Source organism: Sphingobium sp. LF-16 (genome assembly GCF_003711185.1).
Lineage (GTDB): Bacteria > Pseudomonadota > Alphaproteobacteria > Sphingomonadales > Sphingomonadaceae > Sphingobium > Sphingobium yanoikuyae_A.
Genome location: NZ_CP029335.1, coordinates 2,329,026 through 2,351,304 on the forward strand (window position 1 = coordinate 2,329,026; position 22,279 = coordinate 2,351,304).

The following is a 22,279-nucleotide window of genomic DNA, read 5'->3' on the forward strand; positions in this document are numbered from 1 at the left end:
CTAAAACTGGTATGACCAATAATGGCCATAGGCGATAATCAATTTGCCTTCAACGATATTGGTCAGGCCAATACCGTCAGGCGATCTCCAATGTAATCGTCTGAAGCGTGGCGCTGTCCGGCCCGACCATGATGTCGAACAGGCCGGGTTCGACCACTTCGCGCATGTCGAGATTCCACAGCGCGAAGGCTTCGGGACCGATGGTCAGGCGCACGGTGCGGCTTTCGCCCGGCGCCAGCGCGATCCGCTCAAAGCCCTTCAGTTCCTTGAGCGGGCGGGTGACCGAGGCGGTCTGGTCATGGACATAGAGCTGCACCACCTCTTCGCCCGCGACAGTGCCGACATTGCGGACATCGACCTCCACCGTCACGTCGCCGCCCACGCCAATGCGGCTGGCCGACAGGCGCGGCGGACCGAAGGCGAATTTGGTGTAGCTGAGGCCGAAGCCGAACGGGAAAAGCGGGCTGGCATCGGCGAAGAGATAGCCGCGCCGCGAGGATGGCTTGCGGTTGTAGAAGATCGGGATCTGGCCCGCGTCGCGCGCGACGGTGACGGGCAGCTTGGCCCCCGGATTGACGTCTCCGAACAATATGTCGGCCATGGCCGTGCCGCCCTCCTGCCCCGGATACCAGCATTCGATCAGCGCATTGGCGCCATCGACCACGGCGGGATAGCTGGGCGGGCGACCGTTGATGGCGCACACCACCACCGGCTTTCCGGTCGCCTTCATCGCGGCGAACAGGTCATTCTGCTCGCCGACCAGATCGAGGCTGGTGCGATCGCCCAGATGGTTTTTGGCAAAGCCTTCGCGGCTGGTCTGTTCGGTGTCGCCGATGGCCAGCAGGATGATGTCGGCGGTCTTCGCGACCTCGACCGCTTCGGCGATCAGCTGGCGGTTCTTCGCCGGATCGGCCAGCAGCACTTCGTCCACCGAGCGATCCTCGCTCTGGGTGATGAAGACGCCCTGGGCGTGGACGATGTCCGCCCGGTTGCCGAGCTTCGCCCTGATGCCATCGAGCAGTGAAACCGCCTGGCGCGGGATCGAGGAATAGCCGCCCAGCCGCGCGATCGCGGCATTGGGGCCGATCACGGCCACCTTGCGATGGGCGCCGGGCTTGAGCGGCAAGGTGCCGTCATTCTTGAGCAAGACGATCGACTTGTGCGCCGCCTTGAGCGCCAGCGCGCGCGCCTCCGCATTGCCGGTGAGCGCATCATAATCGGCGCGTGGCCAGGGGTTTTCGAACAGGCCCGCGCGGAACTTGAGCGTCAACATCCGCGTGCAGGCGAGGTTGACGGCCTCAAGGGGCACTTTTCCGGCGCGGACCTGCTCCACGAGCGTGCGATAGGCCAGGCCATCGGGCAGCTCGCAATCGACCCCGGCGCGGAGCGCGGCACGGGCCGTCGCCTCCAGGTCGGGCTGGACATGGTGGATGGTGTCGAGTTCGGGGACGGCGCCATAGTCGCTGACCACGGCGCCGTCGAAATGCCATTCGCCGCGCAAAATGTCGCCGAGCAGCCATTTGTTCTGATGGCTGGGGACGCCGTCAATCTCGTTATAGCTGGGCATGACGGCGGCGATGCCGGTGCGCTTGACCACCTGACGGAAGGGCGGGAAGAAATTCTCGCGCAGTTCGCGCTCGCTGATCGGCGCGGGCGCGATATTCTCGCCCGCCTGCGGCTGGCCATGGCCGGTCATATGCTTGAGCGTGGCCATGACCTTGTCCGGGCCGATCTGCTTGCCCTCCCCCTGCAGGCCCAGCACGGCTGCAACGCCCATCTCGCCGCAGAGATAGGGGTCTTCGCCAAAAGTCTCCTCAATCCGGCCCCAGCGCGGGTCGCGGGCGATGTCGACCACCGGCGAGAGGGCGAGATGGACGCCGCGCGCGCGCACTTCCCGCGCGATAACCGACTGGACATCGGTCATCAGCTGGCGGTCGAAGCTGCCGGCAAGGCCGATCGCCATCGGGAACATGGTGGCGTCGGTCGCCATGTAGCCGTGGAGCGATTCCTCGTGGAAGAGGACAGGGATGCCGAGGCGGGTGTCCTCCACCGCCCATTTCTGGACGGCATTGATGAAGGCGACAGTATCGGCCGGGGTGCGCCAGCGCGCACCGACGCCGCCGGCCTGGGTCGACCCATTGGGCGCGCCGCGCCGGTCGGACGGCCGGGTGATCTGGCCGAAGCTCGCCGGATAGGCCTTGCTCGCCTTGGCCGGCGAGAAGGTGAGATCGTCCATGATGTCGGCCTTGGTCGCCCAGAGCGCGATGATCTGGCCGACCTTTTCCTCCAGCGTCATGCGGCCGAGCAGGTCACGCACGCGCAGGTCGATGGGGGCGGTTGCGTCCTTGTAGAGCGGACCGCCCTTCCCCTTCGCCGCCAGCGGGGCGGCGGCGAGCGCGGAGGTGGAGGCGAGCAGGCCGAGCGCCTGGCGACGGGCGAAACGGGTCGTCATCATGGCTTATTGCACCGTCAGGGTGGTGGACTGGAGCGCGACCGAGCTGTTGCCGGTCATGATCTCGAAATCGCCGGGTTCGACGACGCGGTGCATCTGGTCATTCCACATCTGCAGCGCCTCGGGACCGACGGTGAAGGTCACGGTGCGGCTCTCGCCGGGTTTCAGCGTCACGCGCTGGAAGCCCTTCAGCTCCTTGACCGGGCGGGTGACCGAGCTGACCTTGTCGCGGATATAGAGCTGGACGACCTCGTCCCCTTCCCGCGCGCCGGTGTTGCGGACATCGACCGAAACGCTGGTCTTGCCGCCGGTGCCGATCCTGGTGGCGGACAGGCGCGGCGCCGACAGGCTGAAGCTGGTGTAGCTAAGGCCGAAGCCGAAAGGATAGAGCGGGTCTATGGTGTCGAACAGATAGCCGCGCCGGGCCGAGGGCTTCATATTGTAGAAAAGCGGCAACTGGCCGGCCGAACGCGGCACGGTAACGGGAAGCTTGCCGCCCGGATTGACGTCACCGAACAGGATGTCGGCCACGGCATTGCCGCCCTGCTCGCCCAGATACCAGCCTTCGAGGATGGCGTTGGCCTGTTCGCTGACCTTGACCGTGGAAGCGGGACGGCCGTTGATGAGGACGACGGTGATCGGCTTGCCCAGGGCTTTCAATGCATCGAACAGCTCCTGCTGCTCGCCGACCAGGTCGAGGCTGGGGCGGTCGCCCAGATGATTGTCGGCCCAGCCCTCGCGGCTCGACTGTTCGGTGTCGCCGAGCGTCAGGATGATGCGGTCGACATTGCGCGCCGCCTCGACCGCCTGGGCGATCAGCTTGCGATTTTCGGCCGGGTCCGACTTGGTGACGCTGTCGGCCCACCAGTCGTCATCCTCGGTGATCTTCACGCCCTGAGCGAAGACGATGTTCGCCTTGGTGCCGACCCGCGCCTTGATCCCTTCGAGGATCGAGACGCTGTGCGGCGGCTGGCCATAATAGCCGCCCAGCCGCGCGACCGCCGCGCTGGGGCCGATCACCGCGATCGTGCCTTCGGGCTTCAGCGGCAGCATACCGTCATTCTTGAGCAGGGTGATCGACCGCTGCGCGGCGGTGCGGGCGAGCGCGCGGGCATCTTCATTATTGGTGATCGCGGCCGCAGCATTGGCGTCGGCATAGGGATTTTCAAACAGGCCGGCGCGGAACTTCAACTCCAGCATGCGGCGCACGGCGAGATCGACCTTCGCCTCGCTGACCTTGCCCTCGCGCACCAGCTTGCCGAGCGTGGCATAGGACAGGCCCTCGGGCAGGTCCGCATCGACGCCGGCATCGAGCGCGCGCATCGCCGCCTCTTCCAGATTGGCGGCGATATGGTGGATGCTCATCAACTGATCGACGGCCGAATAATCGGAGACGACGGCGCCGCGAAAGCCCCATTCTTCCCGCAGGATATTTTCCAGCAGCCAGCGATTGGCATGGCTGGGCACGCCGTCAATCTCGTTATAGCTGGCCATCACCGCCTCGATGCCGGCGCGTTTCACCACCTGTTCGAAGGGCGGGAAGAAATTCTCGCGCAATTCCCGTTCCGATACCGGCGCCGGGCCGATATTGGTGCCGCTTTCGGGCTGGCCATGGCCGGTCAGATGCTTGAGCGTGGCGAAGACATGATTGGGCTGGAGCGTGCGCGAACGGCCAACACCCTGAAGCCCCTCGACCGCAGCAACGCCCATTTCGCCGACCAGATAGGGATCCTCGCCATAGGTTTCCTCGATCCGGCCCCAGCGCGGGTCGCGGGCGATGTCGACCACGGGCGAGAGCACCATCGGCACGCCGCGCGCGCGGATTTCACGGGCGATCACCTGATTGACCTGGCGCAGCATGGCGGGATCCCAGCTCGACGCCATGGCGATCGACTGGGGGAAGCTGGTGGCGCCAACGGCGGCATAGCCGTGCAGCCCTTCTTCATGGAACAGGATCGGGATGCCGAGCCGGGTCTGCGTCATCGCCCATTTCTGCAAGCCGTTGACCAGTGCCACGGTGCGGCGCGGATCGCGGCCGGGCACGACGCGCGGGCTGAAACTGCCGCGCCCGTCGGAAGGCCGGGTGAAATGGCCAATGCCGTTGGGGAAGGTCGGGCTGAGCTTGCTGGGGTCCAGTTCGCCCTGCGCGTCCAGCAGCTTCACCTTGTCGGTCCAGACGGTGGTGATCTGGGCGATCTTTTCATCCAGCGTCATGCGCGCCAGCAGATCATCGACGCGCGCCTCGATCGGGGCGGACGCATCCTTGTAGAGCGGGCGGGCCGACTGACCGGTCGCTGGTGCTGCCGTAACGGGCGTGAGCGGCGCCGCCATCACCAGCGACAGCGCTGATGCTGCGCACAAAAACTGAACTGACCGGATCACGACGCCCCTCTCCAATTTTGTCGCGGCTTTCCTTTTTGCTTGCCGCCGATCAACTGATAGCGTTACCATCACAACCCAAGAGCTGCTTGTCAATGCCACCGTTGGCAATGCACCAAAAAATTGCCTGCGGGCCAAGGGGGAGAGGACCGAATGTTTGCGCGCCTGTTTTGCTGGATCATGGCCAGCGCCCTTTTGATCAGCGCGCCCCGTGCGCTGGCGGAAGACGGTTATGATCTGTGGTTGCGCAATGCGCCGGCCGATGCCGCCGCTGCCCAACAGATTGGGGCCAACGCGCGCAGCATTGTCGGCGGGGCCAGCCCTACCCTGATGATCGCCCGGCGGGAATTGCAGCGCGGCATTGCCGGGCTGACCGGCGCCACCGTGCCCCTGACAGCAAAAGTGCAGCAAGGTGCGATCCTGCTGCAATCGGCCGCGCAGCAGGACAAGCCGTCCATATCGACCGACGGGCTGGGCGCAGATGGTTATGCGATTCGCACCATGACGGTCGCGGGCAAGCCGGTGACGGTGATTGCCGGCGCGACCGATGTCGGCGTGCTGCACGGCGCCTATGCCTGGCTGCGCCTTGCCCGCACCGGCGCAGCGCTCGACCGGATCGATATGCGCAGCGCGCCGCGCATCGGCCTGCGCCTGCTCAACCATTGGGACAATCTGGATGGCACGGTCGAGCGCGGCTATGCCGGCCAGTCGATCTGGGACTGGTGGCGCCTGCCCGATTATAAGGGGCCACGCTATACCGACTATGCCCGCGCCAATGCCTCGCTGGGCATCAACGGCACGGTGCTCAACAATGTGAACGCCAAGTCGGACAGCCTGACGGCGGCCTATATCGCCAAGGCGGCGGCGCTGGCCGACCTGTTCCGCCCCTATGGCATCAAGGTCTATCTGTCGGTCAAATGGACCGCGCCGATGGAACTGGATGGCCTCAAAAGCGCCGATCCGCTCGATCCGGCGGTTGCCGCCTGGTGGAAGGCCAAGGCCGACGAAATCTACAAGGCGATCCCCGATTTCGGCGGTTTCCTGGTGAAGGCGAACAGCGAGGGCCAGCCCGGCCCGCAGGATTACAAGCGCACCCATGCCGACGGCGCCAACATGCTGGCGGCTGCGGTCAAGCCGCATGGCGGCATCGTGATGTGGCGCGCCTTCGTCTATGCCCATGACAATCCCGACGATCGCGCCAAGCAGGCCTATAGCGACTTCAAGCCGCTCGACGGCCAGTTTGCCGACAATGTCATCGTCCAGGTGAAGAATGGCGCAATCGACTTCCAGCCGCGCGAACCCTTCCACCCGCTGTTCGGCGCGATGCCCAAGACGCCGCTGATGATGGAATTCCAGATCACCAAGGAATATCTGGGCCAGTCGACCCACCTTACCTATCTCGGCACGCTGTTCGAGGAGACACTGAAGAGCGATACGCTGGCCAGGGGCAAGGGATCGACCGTCGCCAAGGTGATCGACGGATCGCTGGAAGGCCACAAGCTGACCGGCATCGCCGGGGTCGCCAATATCGGCGTCGACCGCGACTGGAGCGGGTCGATCTTCAACCAGGCAGACTGGTATGCGTTCGGCCGCATGGCGTGGGATACGGACCTGACCGCCGAAGCTGTCGCGCGCGAATGGGCGGCGCAGACCTTCTCCCCCGATCCCAGGGTGGTTGCGCCGATCGTCGCGATGATGATGGGATCGCGCGAGGCGGCGGTCGACTATATGACGCCGCTGGGCCTAGCCCATATCATGGGCACTGGCCATCATTATGGCCCCGCCCCCTGGGTGTCCGAACTGGCGCGGCCCGAATGGAACCCGGTCTATTATCACAAGGCCGACAGGCAAGGCATCGGCTTTGACCGGACCAGGACGGGCAGCAATGCCACCGGCCAATATGCGCCGGCGCTGGCGAAGCTGCTGGATAATCCGAAGACCACGCCGGAGCGCGAACTGCTGTGGTTCCATCACCTGCCCTGGGACTATCGCCTGCAATCGGGCGAGACACTGTGGGACGGCCTCATCCATCATTATGACCGGGGCGTCGAAACGGTCGCGGCGATGCAGCGGGACTGGGCCAAGCTCAAGCCCCAGGTCGATGCCGAGCGTTTCGCGCAGGTCGAGACCTTCCTGGCGATCCAGCATCGCGAAGCGCAATGGTGGCGCGACGCCTGCATCGCCTATTTCCAGTCGGTGTCCGGCCGCCCCCTGCCCGCCGGCAGCGCGGCGCCCGCCCATCCGCTCGACTGGTACAAGGCGCTGAGCTTCCCCTATGCGCCGGGGCATCCGAAATGAGATTTTACTTAAGCTTGCGCAATGATCCCGCTAGCAGAGAGGTTTAGCCCCATGTCGAAGGCCCCGAAAAACTGATGGAAGCCAGAAGTTCCCGCCGCCAGCGCAACGCGCCCACCATCAACGATGTGGCGAAACATGCCGGCGTTTCGCCGATGACGGTGTCGCGGGTGATCAACGGTGAACAGGTGGTGCGGGCGGCGACCAAGGAGAAGGTGGAGGCGGCGATCGCCGCGCTCAACTACTCCCCCAGCGCCGCCGCGCGCAGCCTGGCGGGCGGCGACGAGACGCGGATCGGCCTGCTCTATTCCAACCCGTCGGCATCCTATCTGTCGGAATTTCTGGTCGGGAGCCTCGACCAGTCGAGCCGTGCCGGCATCGACCTGGTCGTCGAGAAATGGGACGAGCAGACCGCGATCAAGGCGGTGGTCGACCATCTGGTGCGCGGCCGGATCGACGGCGTCGTGCTGCCGCCGCCGCTGTGCGACCATGAAGCGATGATCGATGCCCTGCGCGAGGCGGGCATCCCCGCCGTCGTGGTGGCGACCGGCCATGCGCCGGCCAGCCTGGCCGCGGTCAGCATCGACGACCGGGGCGCGGCCTATGAAATGACCCGGCACCTGATTGGCCTTGGCCATAACCGCATCGGCTTCATCAAGGGGCATCCGAACCTGAGCGCCAGCGAGGAACGGTATCAGGGCTATATCCGCGCGCTGGGCGAAGCCGGCATCGCGCTGGACGATGCGCTGGTGGAACAGGGCTTCTTCACCTACCGATCCGGCCTGGACGCGGCCGAGCATATATTGGCGCGGGACAATCCGCCGACCGCCATCTTCGCCAGCAATGACGACATGGCCGCCGCGACGGTGGCGATCGCCCATCGCAACGGGCTGGACGTGCCGGGCGACCTCACCGTCTGCGGCTTCGACGATACCTCGCTCGCCACCACCATCTGGCCGGAACTGACCACCATCCGCCAGCCGATCAGCGCCATGTCGCGGGCGGCGGTCGACCTGCTGGTCCGCCACATCAAGGGCCGCCGCACCCAGAGCGAGGATGGCCCGCCGCACATGCTGCTGGACTATGAACTGGTCCGCCGCCAGTCCGACGCGGCGCCGCGATTGCGCCCCAAGCACAAGGGCCGAAAATAGGATCAGCAGCGCTTAACTTCGCATATTTCCTGCACATTGCGACATTTTCATGCGCGCGTTGGAAATCTTCTTGCGAGGATGGATGGTGCGCGGACGATGGGAAAGAGCCTGGGCCCGGTGTAGCAGGGTTGGCTGGGTGTAGGACAGGTTTGGGTGGGAAGCGGAATGGCGGGTTTCGAGCGTTGAGGGGCAATTTTTGCCATCGCCCCCCTTCAACTTCCTCATGATAGGACTTCTTTGACGGTTCCCCATCCTACCAATGTCGCGCCCTCTTGAATGCGCCACTTTCGGCCGGGATAAATTTCCGCTTGATGCTGAGGTCCAATAAACAACTCGATTAGAAACTCAGCACTCTCGCCCGGTCTTAATTCCTTTCCATTTGGCACATCAATCGAACCCCTTGCCATTTCGAGGTCCAACGGCTCAAAGAAATTATGGTTCGGACGGTAACTTCCGCTGATCGCATGCCTTCGCCCTCCTTCTATCGTCGATAAAAGTCGGATGCTTGCGCGGATAATTACGCTTTCATTCATGGCTTTACTCATCGTTCCGCCGGTTGCCAGACAATGCTCGGCAAGATGTCCGCTTTTGGACGCCCGATACAGAAACGTAAAAGGCAATTTTTGGTCGTGTCGCGCCGGGCAGCTTTTCCGGCCATAAGCGGACAGGTCGCTGCGGGGAGCGCTTTGTAGCGATCGGCTCTGTGGACAGCAATCGAGGGTGGGTTGCGGCCATCCCACCTACGTCATGCTGAACTTGTTTCAGCATCCATCAAGCCTAACAAGCCATTGGTCTATTGGGAGGAATGGCCCCTGAAACAAGTTCAGGGTGACGATGATGGGATGGGCCGCTTCTGATCGCTTCCAGACCATCCTACCCTGAAAGGGTAGGAATTTACCGTCGCTCTTGGTCGTTTCTTGCCAGTGACAGCAGGTGTCATCCTGACGAAAGTCAGGATCCATTCTGCGCTACGACGGATGGGGAGCGTTGAATGGATCCCGGATCAACTCCGGGATGACGACGATGGTGAGGGCACCGCTTGGTCGTCAGCGGTCAAAACCCGTTATCGTCATGACTTCGCCATGCTCGCAAGGACGCAAAAGGGCGCCGGACCGGGTGGTCGGGCGCCCTTTTCTTTACTGTCGCGCGGCGCTGGCCGTGCGCGGTGTCAGGCTTCGCCGAAGACGCGGGCGAAGATGGTGTCGACCTGGCGGAAATGATAGTCGAGGTTGAACTTGTCCTCGATTTCCTGCGCGCTCAATGCCTTGGCGACATCTTCGTCGGCCTTGAGCAGTTCGAGCAGCGAGAGCTGGCCGTCGGATTCCCAGACCTTCATCGCGTTGCGCTGGACGTAGCGATAGCTGTCTTCGCGGCTGACGCCGGCCTGGGTCAGGGCCAGCAGCACGCGCTGCGAGTGGACGAGGCCGCCCATCTTGTCGAGATTCTTCATCATCCGCTCGGGGTAGACGAGCAGCTTATCGATCACGCCGGTCAGGCGGCCGAGCGCGAAGTCGAGGGTGATGGTGGCGTCGGGGCCGATATAGCGCTCGACCGAGGAGTGCGAGATGTCGCGCTCATGCCAGAGCGCCACATTTTCCATGGCGGGCAGCGCATAGCTGCGCACCATGCGGGCGAGGCCGGTGAGGTTTTCGGTGAGGACCGGGTTGCGCTTGTGCGGCATGGCCGACGAGCCCTTCTGGCCGGGCGAGAAATATTCCTCTGCTTCCAGCACTTCGGTGCGCTGCAGGTGGCGGACCTCGACGGCGAGGCGTTCGATCGAGGAGGCGATGACGCCGAGCGTCGCGAAGAACATGGCGTGGCGATCGCGCGGGATCACCTGGGTCGAGACCGGCTCGATCGCGAGGCCGAGCTTTTGCGCCACATGTTCCTCGACGCGCGGATCGATATTGGCGAAGGTGCCGACCGCGCCCGAAATGGCGCAGGTGGCGACTTCCTCGCGCGCCGCGACCAGGCGGGTCTTGCAGCGCGAAAATTCGGCATAGGCTTCGGCCATCTTGAGGCCGAAGGTGACCGGTTCGGCATGGATGCCGTGGCTGCGGCCGATGGTCGGGGTCAGCTTATGCTCGAAGGCGCGGCGCTTGATGACGTCGAGCAGCTTGTCGAGATCCTCGATCAGCAGGTCGGCGGCGCGGGTCAGCTGCACGGCCAGGCAGGTGTCGAGCACGTCGGAGCTGGTCATGCCCTGGTGCATGAAGCGGGCTTCGTCGCCCACCTGTTCGGCGACCCAGGTCAGGAAGGCGATGACGTCATGCTTGGTGACGGCTTCGATCGCGTCGATCGCGGGCACGTCGATCGCGGGGTTGGTGGCCCACCAGTCCCACAGCGCCTTGGCGGCCGACGGCGGGACGACGCCCAGTTCGCCCAGCTTCTCGGTCGCGTGCGCCTCGATCTCGAACCAGATCTTGAAGCGGGCTTCCGGCTCCCAGAGGGCGGTCATTGCGGGACGGGAATAGCGGGGGACCATGGGCGAATCCTGCGGCTGGAGGGTGGATATTGCCGCGCCGCCTAGCAGCCTGCGCCCTTTGGGGCAATTGAGGAGGCTCCCCTGCCCCGCGCGCGCCTCATCCGGCCGCAATTATCCAAGCAAAGACAGTCGAACCGAAGCATTTCATAAGTCCAAATGCGTAGATGAACCGATATTCAGGAACTTTTCCTAGTCTTCATGTATTATGTCATGGCAATTAAGGCATGAAGCCAAAGCAGGCGCCCAGTGCAGGCCCTGCGCGTTTCAATGATATAAAGGATGTCGCCATGATCCGCACCTTGCTTCTGACGAGCGCCATGCTGGTCGCAGCGCCCGCTTTGGCGCAGCAGGCTGCGCCGGCCGATCCGGCAGCACAGGCCGCGCAACCGGCCGCGCCCGCGAGCCCGGCAGAACCGCAGGCCGCGCAGCCGGCAAACCCGGCCAATTCGGTCGCCGCGATCGTCGAGTCGGAATTCCCGGCCTATGACACGAACAAGGACGGACAGCTGGACCAGGGCGAGTTTTCGCGCTGGATGGTGGCCCTCAAGGATCAGGAGATGAAGGCCACCGGCAAGACGCTGCCGCCGGCCGAAGTCACTGCCTGGGCCAGCGGCGCCTTCACCACTGCCGATGCCGACAAGAGCATATCGGTCAGCAAGCCCGAACTGATCAGCTATCTGAGCGGCAGCGCGGGCGCATAAATATTCCCTTCCCGTCACGAAGGCAGGGAAAATACAGAACCCCAAGCGGGTCGCACCGGGGCGGCATGTCACAGAACATGCCGCCTCCTTTTTTTGATCGCGGATGGTCGCGGGGCCGGAAACAGACCCCGACCGGTTCAGCGACGCTTCTTGGTATAGAGCAGGGCAGCGACGATCGCGGCCGAACCGATGCCCACGGCAGTGCCCATCCACACGGCCTTTCCGGCAGACTTGCGCGCCGCATCGGCAAGATCGGGGGCATTATCCTCTGGCTGGAGGGCTTCTGCGCCGGCGTCCGGCACGCTCTCTTGGTTCTTCTTCATAGTCCCCCTTCTATGCCGCAGCCCGGCGGGACTGAAAAGGGCTGACGTAGCGGCAAGGCCGGAAATTCGCCGTGCCACGCGCACGCCATGACGCCTGACCCGCGGCCAGCAAAGCCCCGACGCCCCGACGCTGCGAGCGATTTTCACCAGAGGGTCTTGACTTGCACCGCCCTTCCATGTTGGTAGCGCTATCAATCAACAACCAGGTGCATAGGAGAAGATGATGCCGGGGGATACCGCCTTGCTTGACTGTCTGCCGCATGACTGGCGGACCGGGCTTTTCCTGGGCCGCATCCAGACGAACGCGGGCCCGAGCCCGATCCTGGTGTCGCAGGGCATCGTGTACGACATGAGCGCGATCGCGCCGACCAGCGCCCAGCTGGTCGAGAAGCTGCCCTTCGTCGCCGCCACCGATGGCGAGAAGATCGGCGATCTGGACGCGATCGAGGCGGCCCTGCTGAGCCCGGTCGACCTGCAATGCGTCAAGGCCTGTGGCGTAACCTTTGCCCTGTCGGCGCTGGAGCGCGTGATCGAGGAACGGGCGCGCGGCGATGCCGGCGCTGCCGCCGAAATCCGTGGCCGCCTGGAAGAGCGGGTGGGCGGATCGATCCGCGCCGTGGTGCCGGGCACCGAGGAAGCCGCTGCGCTCAAGGCCGCGCTGATCGAGGACGGCCTGTGGTCGCAATATCTGGAGGTCGCGATCGGCCCGGATGCGGAAGTCTTCACCAAGGCACCGGTGCTGGCGACGGTCGGCCCGATGGCGGAAATCGGCATCCGGTCCGATTCCACCTGGAACAATCCCGAACCCGAGGTCGTGCTGCTGGTCAATGCCGATGGCCAGGCCGTGGGTGCGACGCTGGGCAATGACGTCAACCTGCGCGATTTCGAGGGCCGTTCCGCCCTGCTGCTGGGCAAGGCGAAGGACAATAATGCGTCCTGCTCGCTCGGCCCGCTCGTCCGCCTGTTCGACGGCGACTTCACCATCGACGATGTGCGCAATGCCGAAGTCGGCCTGACCATCGAGGGGCCGGAAGGCTATATGCTCGAAGGCACGAGCCGGATGGACCAGATCAGCCGCGATCCGCTGGAACTGGTGCGCCAGACCCTGTCCGAACATCAATATCCTGATGGCTTCGCCCTTTTCCTGGGCACGTTGTTCGCGCCGGTGCAGGACCGTGATGAGGAAGGTCGCGGCTTTACCCACAAGGTCGGTGACATCGTTGCCATCTCCACCCCGCGCCTGGGCAAGCTGATCAATCCGGTGGTGACGTCGAAGGACGCCGCACCCTGGACCTTTGGCCTGACCGCGCTGATGACCAATCTTGCCGGGCGCGGTCTGCTCTCGGCCGTCGACCAGAAAGAAACTGCATGAGCCGCGCCATCTACCCGAGCCTGAAGGGCAAGCGGGTCTTCATCAGCGGCGGCGGCAGCGGCATCGGCGAAGGGCTGGTCGAAGCCTATGCGATGCAGGGCGCGCATGTCGCCTTCTGCGACATCGCCATCCCCGAGAGCGAGGCGCTGGCCGCACGGCTGAGCGGCTGCGCCTTCACCCCGATCTTCCACGCCTGCGACCTGCGCGACATCGACGCGCTGCAGGCGATGATGGCGCGGGTCGAGGCGGAACTGGGCGGGATCGACATATTGATCAACAACGCCGCCAATGACGATCGCCACACGATCGAGGATGTGACCCAGGCCTATTGGGACGAGCGGATGGCGGTCAATCTGCGCCACCAGTTCTTCGCGGCGCAGGCGGCGATCCCGGCGATGAAGCGCGCGGGCGGCGGCGTGATCCTGAACTTCGGTTCGATCAGCTGGCACCTCGCCCTGCCCGACCTCATCCTCTACCAGACCGCCAAGGCGGCGATCGAGGGGCTGACGCGCAGCCTGGCCCGCGACCTTGGCCGCGACAATATCCGCGTCAACACGATCATTCCGGGCAATGTGAAGACGCTGCGCCAGGAAAAATGGTACACGCCCGAAGGCGAGGCCGAGATCGTCGCGGCCCAGTGCCTGGACGGCCGCATCCTGCCGGTCGACGTCGCCGCGCTGGCCATGTTCCTGTCGTCGGACGATGCGCGCTATTGCACCGGCCATGACTATTTCATCGACGCCGGCTGGCGCTGATATGAGCGACGCCGCACCGCGCAGCGTCCTGTCGGTCGGGGCGATACTGGGCGAAGGGCCGATCTGGGTCGAACGCGAGGCGGCCTTGTGGTTCGTCGATATCAAGGGCCATGCGATCCACCGCTTCGACCCGGCGCTGGACGTGTCCAAGAGCTGGACCACGCCGGGCCAGGTCGGCTGGATCGTGCCGACCGACGACGGGCTGTTCGCGGTCGGCCTGCAATCGGGCGTGCATCGCTTCGATCCGAAGAGCGGCGCCTTCACCCTGCTCCACGCGCCCGAGGCGCATCGGCCGGGCAACCGGCTGAACGACGCCACGGTGGCACCCGGCGGGGCCCTGTGGTTCGGGTCGATGGACGATGCGGAGGAAGAGGAAAGCGGCCGTTTCTATCGGCTGCATCGCGGCGACCTGGTCGAGAGCGGGCTGGCCGCCGTGTCGATCACCAACGGCCCTGCCCTCTCGCCCGACGGGCGCATCCTCTATCATACCGACACGCTGGGTCGCGCCATCTGGCAATGCCCGGTCGATGCCGATGGCGTCGCCGGCGCCGCCACCCTGTTCACCCGGATCGAGGATGGCGCGGGCTATCCCGATGGCCCCACGGTCGATGCCGAAGGCTGTCTGTGGACCGGGCTGTTCGGCGGATGGGCGGTGCGCCGCTATGATCCGGCCGGGCGGCTGATGCGGGAAATCCGCTTCCCCGTCGCCAACATCACCAAGATCGCCTTTGGCGGCCCGGAGCTGATGACGACCTATGCCACGACGGCGCGCAAGGGACTGGATGTGACAGCGTTGACAGAACAGCCCCTGGCAGGCGATCTGTTCGCCTTCGACGCCGGCGTCGCGGGGCTGCCGGGCCATGTCGCCACGATATAGAAGAAATAGAGAGCTGGAAGGACAAGCAGATGAGTGAGGGGAGCGCCGGGAAGGTCAATATGGCCTTCATCGCAGCCATCGTGGCCGTCGCCACGATCGGCGGTTTCATGTTCGGTTATGATTCGGGCGTCATCAACGGCACCCAGAAGGGGCTGGAAGCCGCCTTCGACCTGGGCAAGCTGGGCATCGGCGTCAATGTCGGCGCGATCCTGGTCGGGTCGTCGATCGGCGCGTTCGGCGCAGGCCGCATGGCCGACATCATCGGCCGTCGCGGCGTGATGATGCTGGCGGCGATCCTGTTCCTGGTGAGCGCGCTGCTGGCCGGTGCCGCCGGTTCCTCCGCCATCTTCATCATCGCCCGCATCATCGGCGGCCTGGGCGTGGGCGCGGCGAGCGTCATCTCGCCGGTCTATATCTCCGAAGTCACCCCCGCATCGATCCGCGGCCGGCTGTCGAGCGTGCAGCAGGTGATGATCATTTCCGGCCTCACTGGCGCGTTCGTCGCCAATTTCGTGCTGGCCCGCTATGCCGGCGGTTCGACCGCGCCCTTGTGGCTCGACTTCCCGGCCTGGCGCTGGATGTTCTGGCTGCAGGCGATCCCGGCCGCCATCTATTTCCTGGCGCTGCTGGTGATCCCGGAAAGCCCCCGCTATCTGGTCGCGCGCGGCCAGGACGAACGCGCCCGCGCGGTCCTGACCAAGCTGTTCGGTGCCGAGGAAGCCAATCGCAAGGTTACCGAGATCCGCGCCAGCCTGGCCGCCGATCATCACCGCCCCAAGCTCAGTGACCTGATCGACAAGGCCAGCGGCAAGGTGCGCCCGATCGTGTGGGCCGGCATTGGCCTGGCCGTGTTCCAGCAGCTGGTCGGCATCAACGTCGTCTTCTATTATGGCGCCACCCTGTGGGAAGCCGTCGGCTTTTCCGAGGATAATGCGCTGCAGATCAACATCCTGTCGGGCGTGCTGTCGATCGGCGCGTGCCTGGGCACGATCATGCTGGTCGACAAGATCGGCCGCAAGCCGCTGCTGCTGATCGGCTCCGCCGGCATGGCGGTGACGCTGGCGATCGTCGCCTATGCCTTCTCCACCGCCGTCACCGGCGCGGATGGCGGCGTGGTGCTGCCGGGCCATAATGGCCTGATGGCGCTGATCGCGGCGAACCTCTATGTGATCTTCTTCAACCTGAGCTGGGGTCCGATCATGTGGGTGATGCTGGGCGAGATGTTCCCGAACCAGATCCGTGGTTCGGGCCTGGCCGTCGCCGGCTTTGCCCAGTGGATCGCCAATGCGGCGATCTCGGTCAGCTTCCCCTCGCTCGCCGTGTCGCCGGGCCTGGTCGTGACCTATACCGGCTATGCCCTGTTTGCCGCCATTTCCTTCTTCTTCGTGCGCGCTATGGTCCATGAGACCAAGGGCCGCGAGCTTGAGGACATGGTCGGCTGAGCAAGATCGTCACCCTGAAGGCGGGCGCGCTCAGTTGCGCGCTCGCCCCTGACATTGGCGGGTCGATCCTGTCCTTCGATCGCGACGGCGTGGCCCTGCTGCGCCGCGCGCCGCAGGACAGCCATGATCCGCTGGACATGGCCAGCTTCCCGCTGGTGCCCTATGCCAACCGCATCGCCCATGGGCGCTATAGCGTGGACGGGCAAAGCTATCAGTTGCCGCTCAATTTCGGCGACCATCCCCACAGCATCCATGGTTTTGGCTGGCAGCGGCCGTGGCATGTGCTGGAACAGTCGGGCCATAACGTCAGGCTGGAACAGACGCATGACGGCGATGCGGGCTGGCCCTGGGCCTGGCGCGCACAGCAGCATGTGCGGCTGGGCGAGGATGCGCTGGATGTCACGCTGCTGGTGCAGAATCTGGGCGACAGCGCGATGCCCTGCGGCCTTGGCTTCCATCCCTATTTCGCGCTGGACGGCGACACGATGCTGCGCTTCCACGCCGACACGCTCTGGCTCTCCTCCCCCGACATGCTGCCCGAACGGGAAGTGTCGGCCGATGCGCTGGGCGACTGGTCGCAGGGCGCGCGCGTGACCGGCGACAGCCTGATCGACAATGTCCATGGCGGCTGGGACCATGTGGCGCTGGTCGATCGCGGCGACGGCATCCGCCTGACCTTGACGGCGCAGGGTGCGGACTGGCTGCATGTCTTCCGCCCGCCCGCCGGTGACTTCTTCTGCCTGGAGCCGGTCAGCCATATGCCGGACGCGATCAACCGGCCCGTGGGCATGGCGATGCTGGCGCCAGGCGCCACGCAAAGCCTGTCGATGATGGTCGCCATCCGCGAAATCTGAACAGGCGCTTTCGCCCTTCGCCAAAATCGCCTAGGCTGACCGCCCTATCAGCAGCGAGAGGATCGCCGATGCAATTTCTGCGGACTGCCTTCTGGGTCGTCATCGCCGTCGCCCTCGCCTTCTTCTGCATGGCGAACTATGTCCCCGTGACCGTGCGCCTGTGGGGCGACATGGTGATGGAAACCAAATTGCCGGTGCTTCTGATCGGCGCATTCCTGCTGGGCGCCATGCCCTTCTGGATCATGGCCCGCGCGACGCGCTGGCGCATGAAGCGCCGCCTGGAGAGCACCGAGCGTGCGCTGGTCGCCGCAACCGCTTCCGCCGCGCCGGCCACGCCTGTGACGGTGACAACCCCGATCTTGCCCGACGCCACGCCGTCGCCCCTTACCCCTACAGGACAAGCATGAGCAGCCCGATCTATGTCGCCATCGACACGCCCGACCTTGCCAAGGCCCAGCATCTGGCCGGGCAGGTCCGCAACCATGTCGGCGGGCTGAAGCTGGGGCTGGAGTTCTTCTGCGCCAATGGCCATCATGGCGTGCATGAGATGATGAAGTTCGGCCTGCCGATCTTCCTCGACCTCAAGCTGCACGACATTCCCAATACGGTGGCCAAGGCGGTGCAGGCGCTGCACGGGCTGGAGCCGGCGGTGCTGACGGTCCATGCGGCCGGCGGCCGGGCGATGCTGGAGGATGCGAAGGCGGCGGCCGGCACCAAGACCAAGGTGGTGGCGGTGACGGTGCTCACCAGCCTCGACAATGGCGACCTTAACGACATCGGCGTCAATGGCGCGGCCGAGGAACAGGTGACGCGCCTCGCCGAACTGGCGCGGGACGCCGGCCTCGATGGCATCGTCTGTTCCGGCGAGGAGGTCGCACTGGTCAAGAAGATCTGGCCCGACGGCTATTTCGTCGTGCCCGGCGTGCGTCCGGCGGGCGGCGCCATGGGCGACCAGAAGCGCGCCGTGACCCCGCGCGAGGCGCTGGACCGGGGCGCGTCGATGCTGGTGATCGGTCGCCCGATCAGCCAGGCCGAAGATCCCGACCAGGCGGCGCGCGCGATCGAAGCGACGCTGTAAGGATGGCGGATCGCACCGGCGGCGCTGAGCCGATCCGGTGCGATCCTCCCCTGCCCCCTATTTCTGGAAATAGGTTTTCAGCCGCTCCGCTTCTGCCGGGGTGATCGGGATGACGGCGCCGTGCTTGGGCTGGGTGAAGTTGGTCGCCTTCATCGGCGATCCCGGCGCGTTGAAATGGCCGATGTCGCGGAAATGGACGAAATCCTCCGTCTCCGAAAAGCCCATATTGTTGACCGGCTTGGCGCCGAACACATCATACATCAGCACATAGGTGTCGGTGCCGTGGCGCCGCCACAAATTGGGCGCTTCGGTGCCGACCGTTTCCGGGTCGATCTTGGCGGGATCGAAGACATAGCCGCCATCCATGCGCGATGAGGTCGCCTGACGCAGATGGCCAGGCTTGTCATGCGCGACATAGAAGAGGCGGTAGCGATCGCCGACCCTGGTGATATCGCCATCGATCGTGCCGATGCCGGCCTTGGGATAGGTGAACAGGTCGCGCGGTTCGCTGGTCAGCGTGGTGAAGGCGTCATCCGCATAGGCATAGACCATATGGTCGGTCTCCTTGCCGTTGCGGGTGCTGAAATAGACCATGATCTTGCACTTGTCGGGATCATAGATCATTTCCGGCGCCCAGGCGGTGCCGGCATTGGCGGTCGACTTGAACAATTGATCGATGGTCACGGACGCCAGCGTCCAATGGGTGAGATCATAGGATTTCATGAAGATCATCGAGCGGTTATTGCCCCAGCCATAGCTGTCGGTCGGCCGCTGCCAGTCGGTATCGCGCAGCCCTTCGCGCCTGGCGAAAATATGCAGGTCGGTCATGGCGAGGTAGAAGGCATTGTCCGGGCCGCGCATGATATAGGGATCGCGGATGCCCTTCTGTTCGGCGACATCGCGGCCATTGAGGACCGGCGCACCGTCATTGACGTCGGTGAAGCTGTAGCCGTCCGCCGAGGTCGCGAAATGCAGCGAGTGGGTCTCGTCCTTGAAATAGACGAGGAGGTAGGACGTCCGGGCGCTGGCTTCGTCCTTCGCTTCCGGCTTGCCCTTGGCGATGCTTTTGACGATGTCGAGCTGGCGCGGCGGCGTGGCGGGGGCCGCGATCGCCATGGTGGCGCTGCCCAGCAGCAGGCCAAACCCCAGATATGTCATTCCCGACTGCCACCGCATCAACGCCCTCTCCCTCATCCATCGGGCGAGCGCATGATGATCGACAGACGCGCTTCGCCGACAGGGCCGCAGCGGACGGCGCTCTTCGCCGCCCCGTCACCGGCCCTTTATTTGTCGGACTAATGCAAACATCCGCGCATGGGTCAAGCGGGTTCCCGCGCTGCAACCCTGCCATTCATGGGTTGGGATCAGTCGGCGCTGGTGCCGCTGTCGTCGGGCGCGAAGAAATGCTGCATCACTTCGCGGGCAATGCGGGCCGGGCGCAGGGTGGAGGCATCGACGCAGCACCAGCTCGACTTGACCTCGGCCAGCACTTCTTCGCCACGGCGGATCACGGTTTCGTAGAAGGCACGGGCGCCCTGCACCTTTTCGAGGAGGACGGTGGCGATCACTTCATCATCCAGGAAGGTTGGCTTGCGATAGGTGATCTCATGCTTGAGCGCGACCCAGAGATGCTGGGCCACCGCCTCGGCCGGGGCGAGCGCGCGCCAATGGTCGAGCACGGCATCCTGCACCCACTTGAGGTAGCTGGCATTGTTGACATGACCCATGAAGTCGATGTCGTCGGGCTGGATGCCAACCGGGTACAGATGGGGAATCGCGTTACTCACAACCATGTAAGTAACATCCCCGCAGGGCGGCTGATAGAGGCTATGGGCGGATGCTGCAAAAAAGGGGGCCGATCGGTGACCGGCCCCCTTTCCGTATCGTTTTAGAAGCGCCAGCCAACCGAGGCGACGACCTGATGGCGATCGGTGTCGACATCGAATTCGCTGCTGGTCGAGCCGTCCATGAAGTCGATATGGGCGCTGTCATATTTGGAGTAGCGATATTCGATCTTGGCGAAGGTGTTGGCGTTGAGCGCGCGCTCCACGCCGCCGCCGACGCGCCAGCCGTCCAGCTTGAACGAGGTGTCGGTGACCTGGTTGGTGTCACCGGCCAGCACGCCCAGCTTGGTGTTGGTGTAGCCACCCTTCACATAGATGAGGGTCGAAGGATCGGCGAGGATACCGGCGCGGGCGCCGATATAGAGATCGCGGCCCTGCTTGACGCGGCCATAGCCGAACTGGTCGGTGAAGTCGTTGCGGCTGCTCTTGGCGGTCGAGTCGGTGAACTCGCCCTCGACGCCGACGACGGCGCCGCCGACATTCACGTCATAGCCCGCGCCGACACCATAGAGCAGGCCGTCGATCTTCTGATCGTCGCTGCCATTGTCATTGTCGATCGAGCTGCCGGCCCCGGTATGGTCATAGCCCAGGATCGCTTCGACACGCGGGCCGGTGAAGGTCGGGGTGGCATCCTGTGCGAGCGCCGGCGCGGCGACTGCACCACCGGCCAGCAAAGTGGCGACCATCAACTTACGCATAAACATCACTCCGTTGTCTTTCTCTTCCCCTTGGGGGTGAGACGCTCAAGCCGGAGCGGTCATATTTGTTTCATGAACCTCAGATAAACAGCTGATAATGTGGCATTAATGCCACGAAAGCCGCTCAGTTCGGCGCGTTCCCGTGGGCCGGGAGCGACGAAATGAGGCCGCCTTCCTTCAGCATTCCACGACATTGACGGCCAGACCGCCAAGCGATGTCTCCTTGTAACGGCTGGCCATATCCTCGCCGGTCTGGCGCATCGTCTCGATCACCGCGTCGAGGCTGACGATATGGCGGCCATCGCCCTGGAGGGCGAGATAGGCGGCGTTGATCGCCTTCACCGCGCCCATGGTGTTGCGTTCGATGCAGGGGATCTGGACGAGGCCACCGATCGGATCGCAGGTGAGGCCCAGATTATGTTCCATGCCGATCTCGGCGGCATTTTCGACCTGGCTGTTGGTGCCGCCCAGCACGGCGGCGAGACCCGCCGCCGCCATCGAGCAGGCAACGCCGACTTCGCCCTGACAGCCCATTTCGGCGGCCGAGATGGAGGCGCGCTTCTTGTAGAGGAAGCCCATGGCGGCGGTGGTGAGAAGGAAGCGGCGCTCCCCTTCCCGATCGGCGCCGGGGACGAAGCGGCGATAATAATGAAGCACCGCCGGGATCACACCGGCCGCGCCGTTGGTGGGTGCGGTGACGACCCGGCCGCCGGCGGCATTTTCCTCATTCACCGCCAGCGCGAACAGGCTGACCCATTCGAAGATCTGGGCGGGGCCGACGCTGGCGCCCTGCAACCGCAGCTTGTTATGGATCGCCTTGGCCCGGCGGCGCACCTTGAGCCCGCCGGGCAGCAGGCCCTCTTCTTTCAGGCCGCGATCGATCGAGGCGGACATGGCGTCGATCACGCTGTCGAGGAAGGCCTCGGTCTCTCCCTGGGCGCGCCAGGCGCCCTCGTTGCGGAGAACCAGCGTGGCGATGCTGAGGCCGGTCGCCTCCCCCTGCGCCAGCAGTTCGGCGCCGGACGAGAAGGGAAAGGGCTGAACCACATTATGGCCGAGCGGAATATCCGGGTCGGCGGGAATGGCGCCAGGCAGCACCGCGCCGCCGCCGATCGAATAATAGTCGCGCACCAGCTGTTCGTCCCGGCCCGGCAGCCAGGCGGTGAAGCGCATGCCGTTGCTGTGTGCCTCCAGAAATTCGCCCATGCGGAAGACAAGGTCGCGCGCTTCCTCGAACGGCACCCAGTCGAGATGGGCGCTGCCGGCGCGGATGCGGCCATCGTCACGGATCGCCTGAAGGATGGCGGGGATGGCATCGGGATCGACATTTTCGGGGCTGTGGCCCGACAGGCCCAGCAGGATCGCGCTGTCGGTGGCATGGCCCCGGCCGGTCAGCGCCAGCGACCCGTAAAGTTCGCACTGCACGCGCACCGGACAGGTCGGCAGCGTATCCATGAACATCAGCGCGGCGCGCATCGGCCCGACCGTGTGCGAGCTGGACGGGCCGATGCCGATGGTGAACAGATCCATCACGCTGATCGCGGCGGCGCTGTCGATGCGCGATTTGGTCACG

Annotated in this window: 19 protein-coding genes; 10 read left to right on the top strand and 9 right to left on the bottom strand. The window is 64.7% G+C overall.

Going from position 1 to position 22,279, the window contains the following annotated elements; translation table 11 throughout:
• Positions 1-76 precede the first annotated feature (76 nt).
• Both DIZ22_RS10860 and DIZ22_RS10865 read right to left on the bottom strand, forming a co-directional pair.
• Positions 77-2,455 (bottom strand): glycoside hydrolase family 3 N-terminal domain-containing protein, encoded by a 2,379-nt coding sequence (locus DIZ22_RS10860; protein WP_048937360.1) that lies wholly within the window; start codon positions 2,453-2,455, stop codon positions 77-79.
• 3 nt (positions 2,456-2,458) lie between these two features.
• Positions 2,459-4,783, bottom strand: a complete 2,325-nt coding sequence (locus DIZ22_RS10865; RefSeq protein WP_240626847.1) for a glycoside hydrolase family 3 N-terminal domain-containing protein — start codon at positions 4,781-4,783, stop codon at positions 2,459-2,461.
• Between the two features lie 201 nt (positions 4,784-4,984).
• On the opposite strand from DIZ22_RS10865, the gene DIZ22_RS10870 reads away from it, so the two are divergent.
• Both DIZ22_RS10870 and DIZ22_RS10875 read left to right on the top strand, forming a co-directional pair.
• The gene (locus DIZ22_RS10870; RefSeq protein WP_122928196.1) at positions 4,985-7,129 is read left to right on the top strand and encodes an alpha-glucuronidase family glycosyl hydrolase; all 2,145 of its coding nucleotides are present in this window, start codon (positions 4,985-4,987) and stop codon (positions 7,127-7,129) included.
• 74 nt (positions 7,130-7,203) lie between these two features.
• Positions 7,204-8,277, top strand: coding sequence for a LacI family DNA-binding transcriptional regulator (locus DIZ22_RS10875; protein ID WP_048937363.1), 1,074 nt, complete (start codon positions 7,204-7,206; stop codon positions 8,275-8,277).
• Between the two features lie 221 nt (positions 8,278-8,498).
• Here DIZ22_RS10875 and DIZ22_RS21800 read toward each other — a convergent pair whose 3' ends face one another.
• On the bottom strand, positions 8,499-8,822 hold the full coding sequence (locus tag DIZ22_RS21800) for a hypothetical protein (protein ID WP_137405452.1): 324 nt from the start codon (positions 8,820-8,822) through the stop codon (positions 8,499-8,501).
• 623 nt (positions 8,823-9,445) lie between these two features.
• Entirely contained in the window at positions 9,446-10,762 is a 1,317-nt protein-coding gene (gene purB / locus DIZ22_RS10885) for an adenylosuccinate lyase (protein WP_048937364.1), read from the bottom strand.
• 287 nt (positions 10,763-11,049) lie between these two features.
• Here purB and DIZ22_RS10890 point away from each other — a divergent pair, with 287 nt between their 5' ends.
• Positions 11,050-11,463 carry an EF-hand domain-containing protein gene (locus DIZ22_RS10890; RefSeq protein WP_026109251.1) on the top strand — a complete coding sequence of 138 codons (414 nt, stop codon included), beginning with the start codon at positions 11,050-11,052 and terminating at the stop codon, positions 11,461-11,463.
• A gap of 137 nt (positions 11,464-11,600) precedes the next feature.
• On the opposite strand, the gene DIZ22_RS10895 is transcribed toward DIZ22_RS10890, so the two are convergent.
• Positions 11,601-11,786, bottom strand: a complete 186-nt coding sequence (locus DIZ22_RS10895) for a hypothetical protein (RefSeq protein ID WP_004211421.1) — start codon at positions 11,784-11,786, stop codon at positions 11,601-11,603.
• A 223-nt stretch (positions 11,787-12,009) separates the two neighbouring features.
• On the opposite strand from DIZ22_RS10895, the gene DIZ22_RS10900 reads away from it, so the two are divergent.
• The 7 genes from DIZ22_RS10900 (at position 12,010) to pyrF (ending at position 18,164) form a co-directional block, all read left to right on the top strand.
• A complete protein-coding gene (locus tag DIZ22_RS10900; RefSeq protein WP_010337963.1) occupies positions 12,010-13,158 on the top strand; it encodes a fumarylacetoacetate hydrolase family protein in 1,149 nt (382 codons plus the stop codon).
• Positions 13,155-13,913 (top strand): SDR family oxidoreductase, encoded by a 759-nt coding sequence (locus tag DIZ22_RS10905; RefSeq protein WP_048937366.1) that lies wholly within the window; start codon positions 13,155-13,157, stop codon positions 13,911-13,913. The genes DIZ22_RS10900 and DIZ22_RS10905 overlap by 4 nt, the downstream gene beginning before the upstream one ends.
• 1 nt (position 13,914) lies before the next feature.
• Entirely contained in the window at positions 13,915-14,790 is an 876-nt protein-coding gene (locus DIZ22_RS10910; protein WP_048937367.1) for an SMP-30/gluconolactonase/LRE family protein, read from the top strand.
• A 29-nt stretch (positions 14,791-14,819) separates the two neighbouring features.
• Complete coding sequence (locus DIZ22_RS10915) at positions 14,820-16,232, top strand: sugar porter family MFS transporter (RefSeq protein WP_017501562.1); 1,413 nt, start codon at positions 14,820-14,822, stop codon at positions 16,230-16,232.
• A 53-nt stretch (positions 16,233-16,285) separates the two neighbouring features.
• Complete coding sequence (locus DIZ22_RS10920) at positions 16,286-17,086, top strand: aldose 1-epimerase (RefSeq protein WP_240626848.1); 801 nt, start codon at positions 16,286-16,288, stop codon at positions 17,084-17,086.
• A 68-nt stretch (positions 17,087-17,154) separates the two neighbouring features.
• The gene (locus DIZ22_RS10925; protein WP_048937369.1) at positions 17,155-17,493 is read left to right on the top strand and encodes a LapA family protein; all 339 of its coding nucleotides are present in this window, start codon (positions 17,155-17,157) and stop codon (positions 17,491-17,493) included.
• Positions 17,490-18,164 (top strand): orotidine-5'-phosphate decarboxylase, encoded by a 675-nt coding sequence (gene pyrF, locus DIZ22_RS10930; RefSeq protein WP_010337957.1) that lies wholly within the window; start codon positions 17,490-17,492, stop codon positions 18,162-18,164. Before DIZ22_RS10925 ends, pyrF begins: the two co-directional genes overlap by 4 nt.
• Before the next feature lie 57 nt (positions 18,165-18,221).
• Here pyrF and DIZ22_RS10935 read toward each other — a convergent pair whose 3' ends face one another.
• The 4 genes from DIZ22_RS10935 to DIZ22_RS10950 form a co-directional block, all read right to left on the bottom strand.
• Positions 18,222-19,322: a glycoside hydrolase family 43 protein gene (locus DIZ22_RS10935; RefSeq protein ID WP_234415745.1), complete on the bottom strand. Its 1,101-nt coding sequence runs from the start codon at positions 19,320-19,322 to the stop codon at positions 18,222-18,224.
• A gap of 206 nt (positions 19,323-19,528) precedes the next feature.
• Complete coding sequence (locus tag DIZ22_RS10940) at positions 19,529-19,957, bottom strand: thioesterase family protein (RefSeq protein ID WP_048937371.1); 429 nt, start codon at positions 19,955-19,957, stop codon at positions 19,529-19,531.
• A 95-nt stretch (positions 19,958-20,052) separates the two neighbouring features.
• Positions 20,053-20,706, bottom strand: coding sequence for a porin family protein (locus tag DIZ22_RS10945; protein WP_004211411.1), 654 nt, complete (start codon positions 20,704-20,706; stop codon positions 20,053-20,055).
• Between the two features lie 177 nt (positions 20,707-20,883).
• Entirely contained in the window at positions 20,884-22,278 is a 1,395-nt protein-coding gene (locus DIZ22_RS10950) for an L-serine ammonia-lyase (protein ID WP_048937372.1), read from the bottom strand.
• Position 22,279: the final 1 nt, after the last annotated feature.

What these genes read in the sequence shown, in the direction of transcription:
- DIZ22_RS10905 (WP_048937366.1), top strand. Translation starts at nt 13,155, where the DNA reads ATGAGCCGCGCCATCTACCCGAGCCTGAAGGGCAAGCGGGTCTTCATC.
- DIZ22_RS10860 (WP_048937360.1), bottom strand. Translation starts at nt 2,455, where the DNA reads ATGATGACGACCCGTTTCGCCCGTCGCCAGGCGCTCGGCCTGCTCGCC.
- DIZ22_RS10945 (WP_004211411.1), bottom strand. Translation starts at nt 20,706, where the DNA reads ATGCGTAAGTTGATGGTCGCCACTTTGCTGGCCGGTGGTGCAGTCGCC.
- pyrF (WP_010337957.1), top strand. Translation starts at nt 17,490, where the DNA reads ATGAGCAGCCCGATCTATGTCGCCATCGACACGCCCGACCTTGCCAAG.
- DIZ22_RS21800 (WP_137405452.1), bottom strand. Translation starts at nt 8,822, where the DNA reads ATGAGTAAAGCCATGAATGAAAGCGTAATTATCCGCGCAAGCATCCGA.
- DIZ22_RS10870 (WP_122928196.1), top strand. Translation starts at nt 4,985, where the DNA reads ATGTTTGCGCGCCTGTTTTGCTGGATCATGGCCAGCGCCCTTTTGATC.
- DIZ22_RS10935 (WP_234415745.1), bottom strand. Translation starts at nt 19,322, where the DNA reads ATGACATATCTGGGGTTTGGCCTGCTGCTGGGCAGCGCCACCATGGCG.
- DIZ22_RS10925 (WP_048937369.1), top strand. Translation starts at nt 17,155, where the DNA reads ATGCAATTTCTGCGGACTGCCTTCTGGGTCGTCATCGCCGTCGCCCTC.
- DIZ22_RS10875 (WP_048937363.1), top strand. Translation starts at nt 7,204, where the DNA reads ATGGAAGCCAGAAGTTCCCGCCGCCAGCGCAACGCGCCCACCATCAAC.
- DIZ22_RS10900 (WP_010337963.1), top strand. Translation starts at nt 12,010, where the DNA reads ATGCCGGGGGATACCGCCTTGCTTGACTGTCTGCCGCATGACTGGCGG.
- DIZ22_RS10940 (WP_048937371.1), bottom strand. Translation starts at nt 19,957, where the DNA reads ATGGTTGTGAGTAACGCGATTCCCCATCTGTACCCGGTTGGCATCCAG.
- purB (WP_048937364.1), bottom strand. Translation starts at nt 10,762, where the DNA reads ATGGTCCCCCGCTATTCCCGTCCCGCAATGACCGCCCTCTGGGAGCCG.
- DIZ22_RS10890 (WP_026109251.1), top strand. Translation starts at nt 11,050, where the DNA reads ATGATCCGCACCTTGCTTCTGACGAGCGCCATGCTGGTCGCAGCGCCC.
- DIZ22_RS10910 (WP_048937367.1), top strand. Translation starts at nt 13,915, where the DNA reads ATGAGCGACGCCGCACCGCGCAGCGTCCTGTCGGTCGGGGCGATACTG.
- DIZ22_RS10865 (WP_240626847.1), bottom strand. Translation starts at nt 4,783, where the DNA reads ATGGCGGCGCCGCTCACGCCCGTTACGGCAGCACCAGCGACCGGTCAG.
- DIZ22_RS10895 (WP_004211421.1), bottom strand. Translation starts at nt 11,786, where the DNA reads ATGAAGAAGAACCAAGAGAGCGTGCCGGACGCCGGCGCAGAAGCCCTC.
- DIZ22_RS10915 (WP_017501562.1), top strand. Translation starts at nt 14,820, where the DNA reads ATGAGTGAGGGGAGCGCCGGGAAGGTCAATATGGCCTTCATCGCAGCC.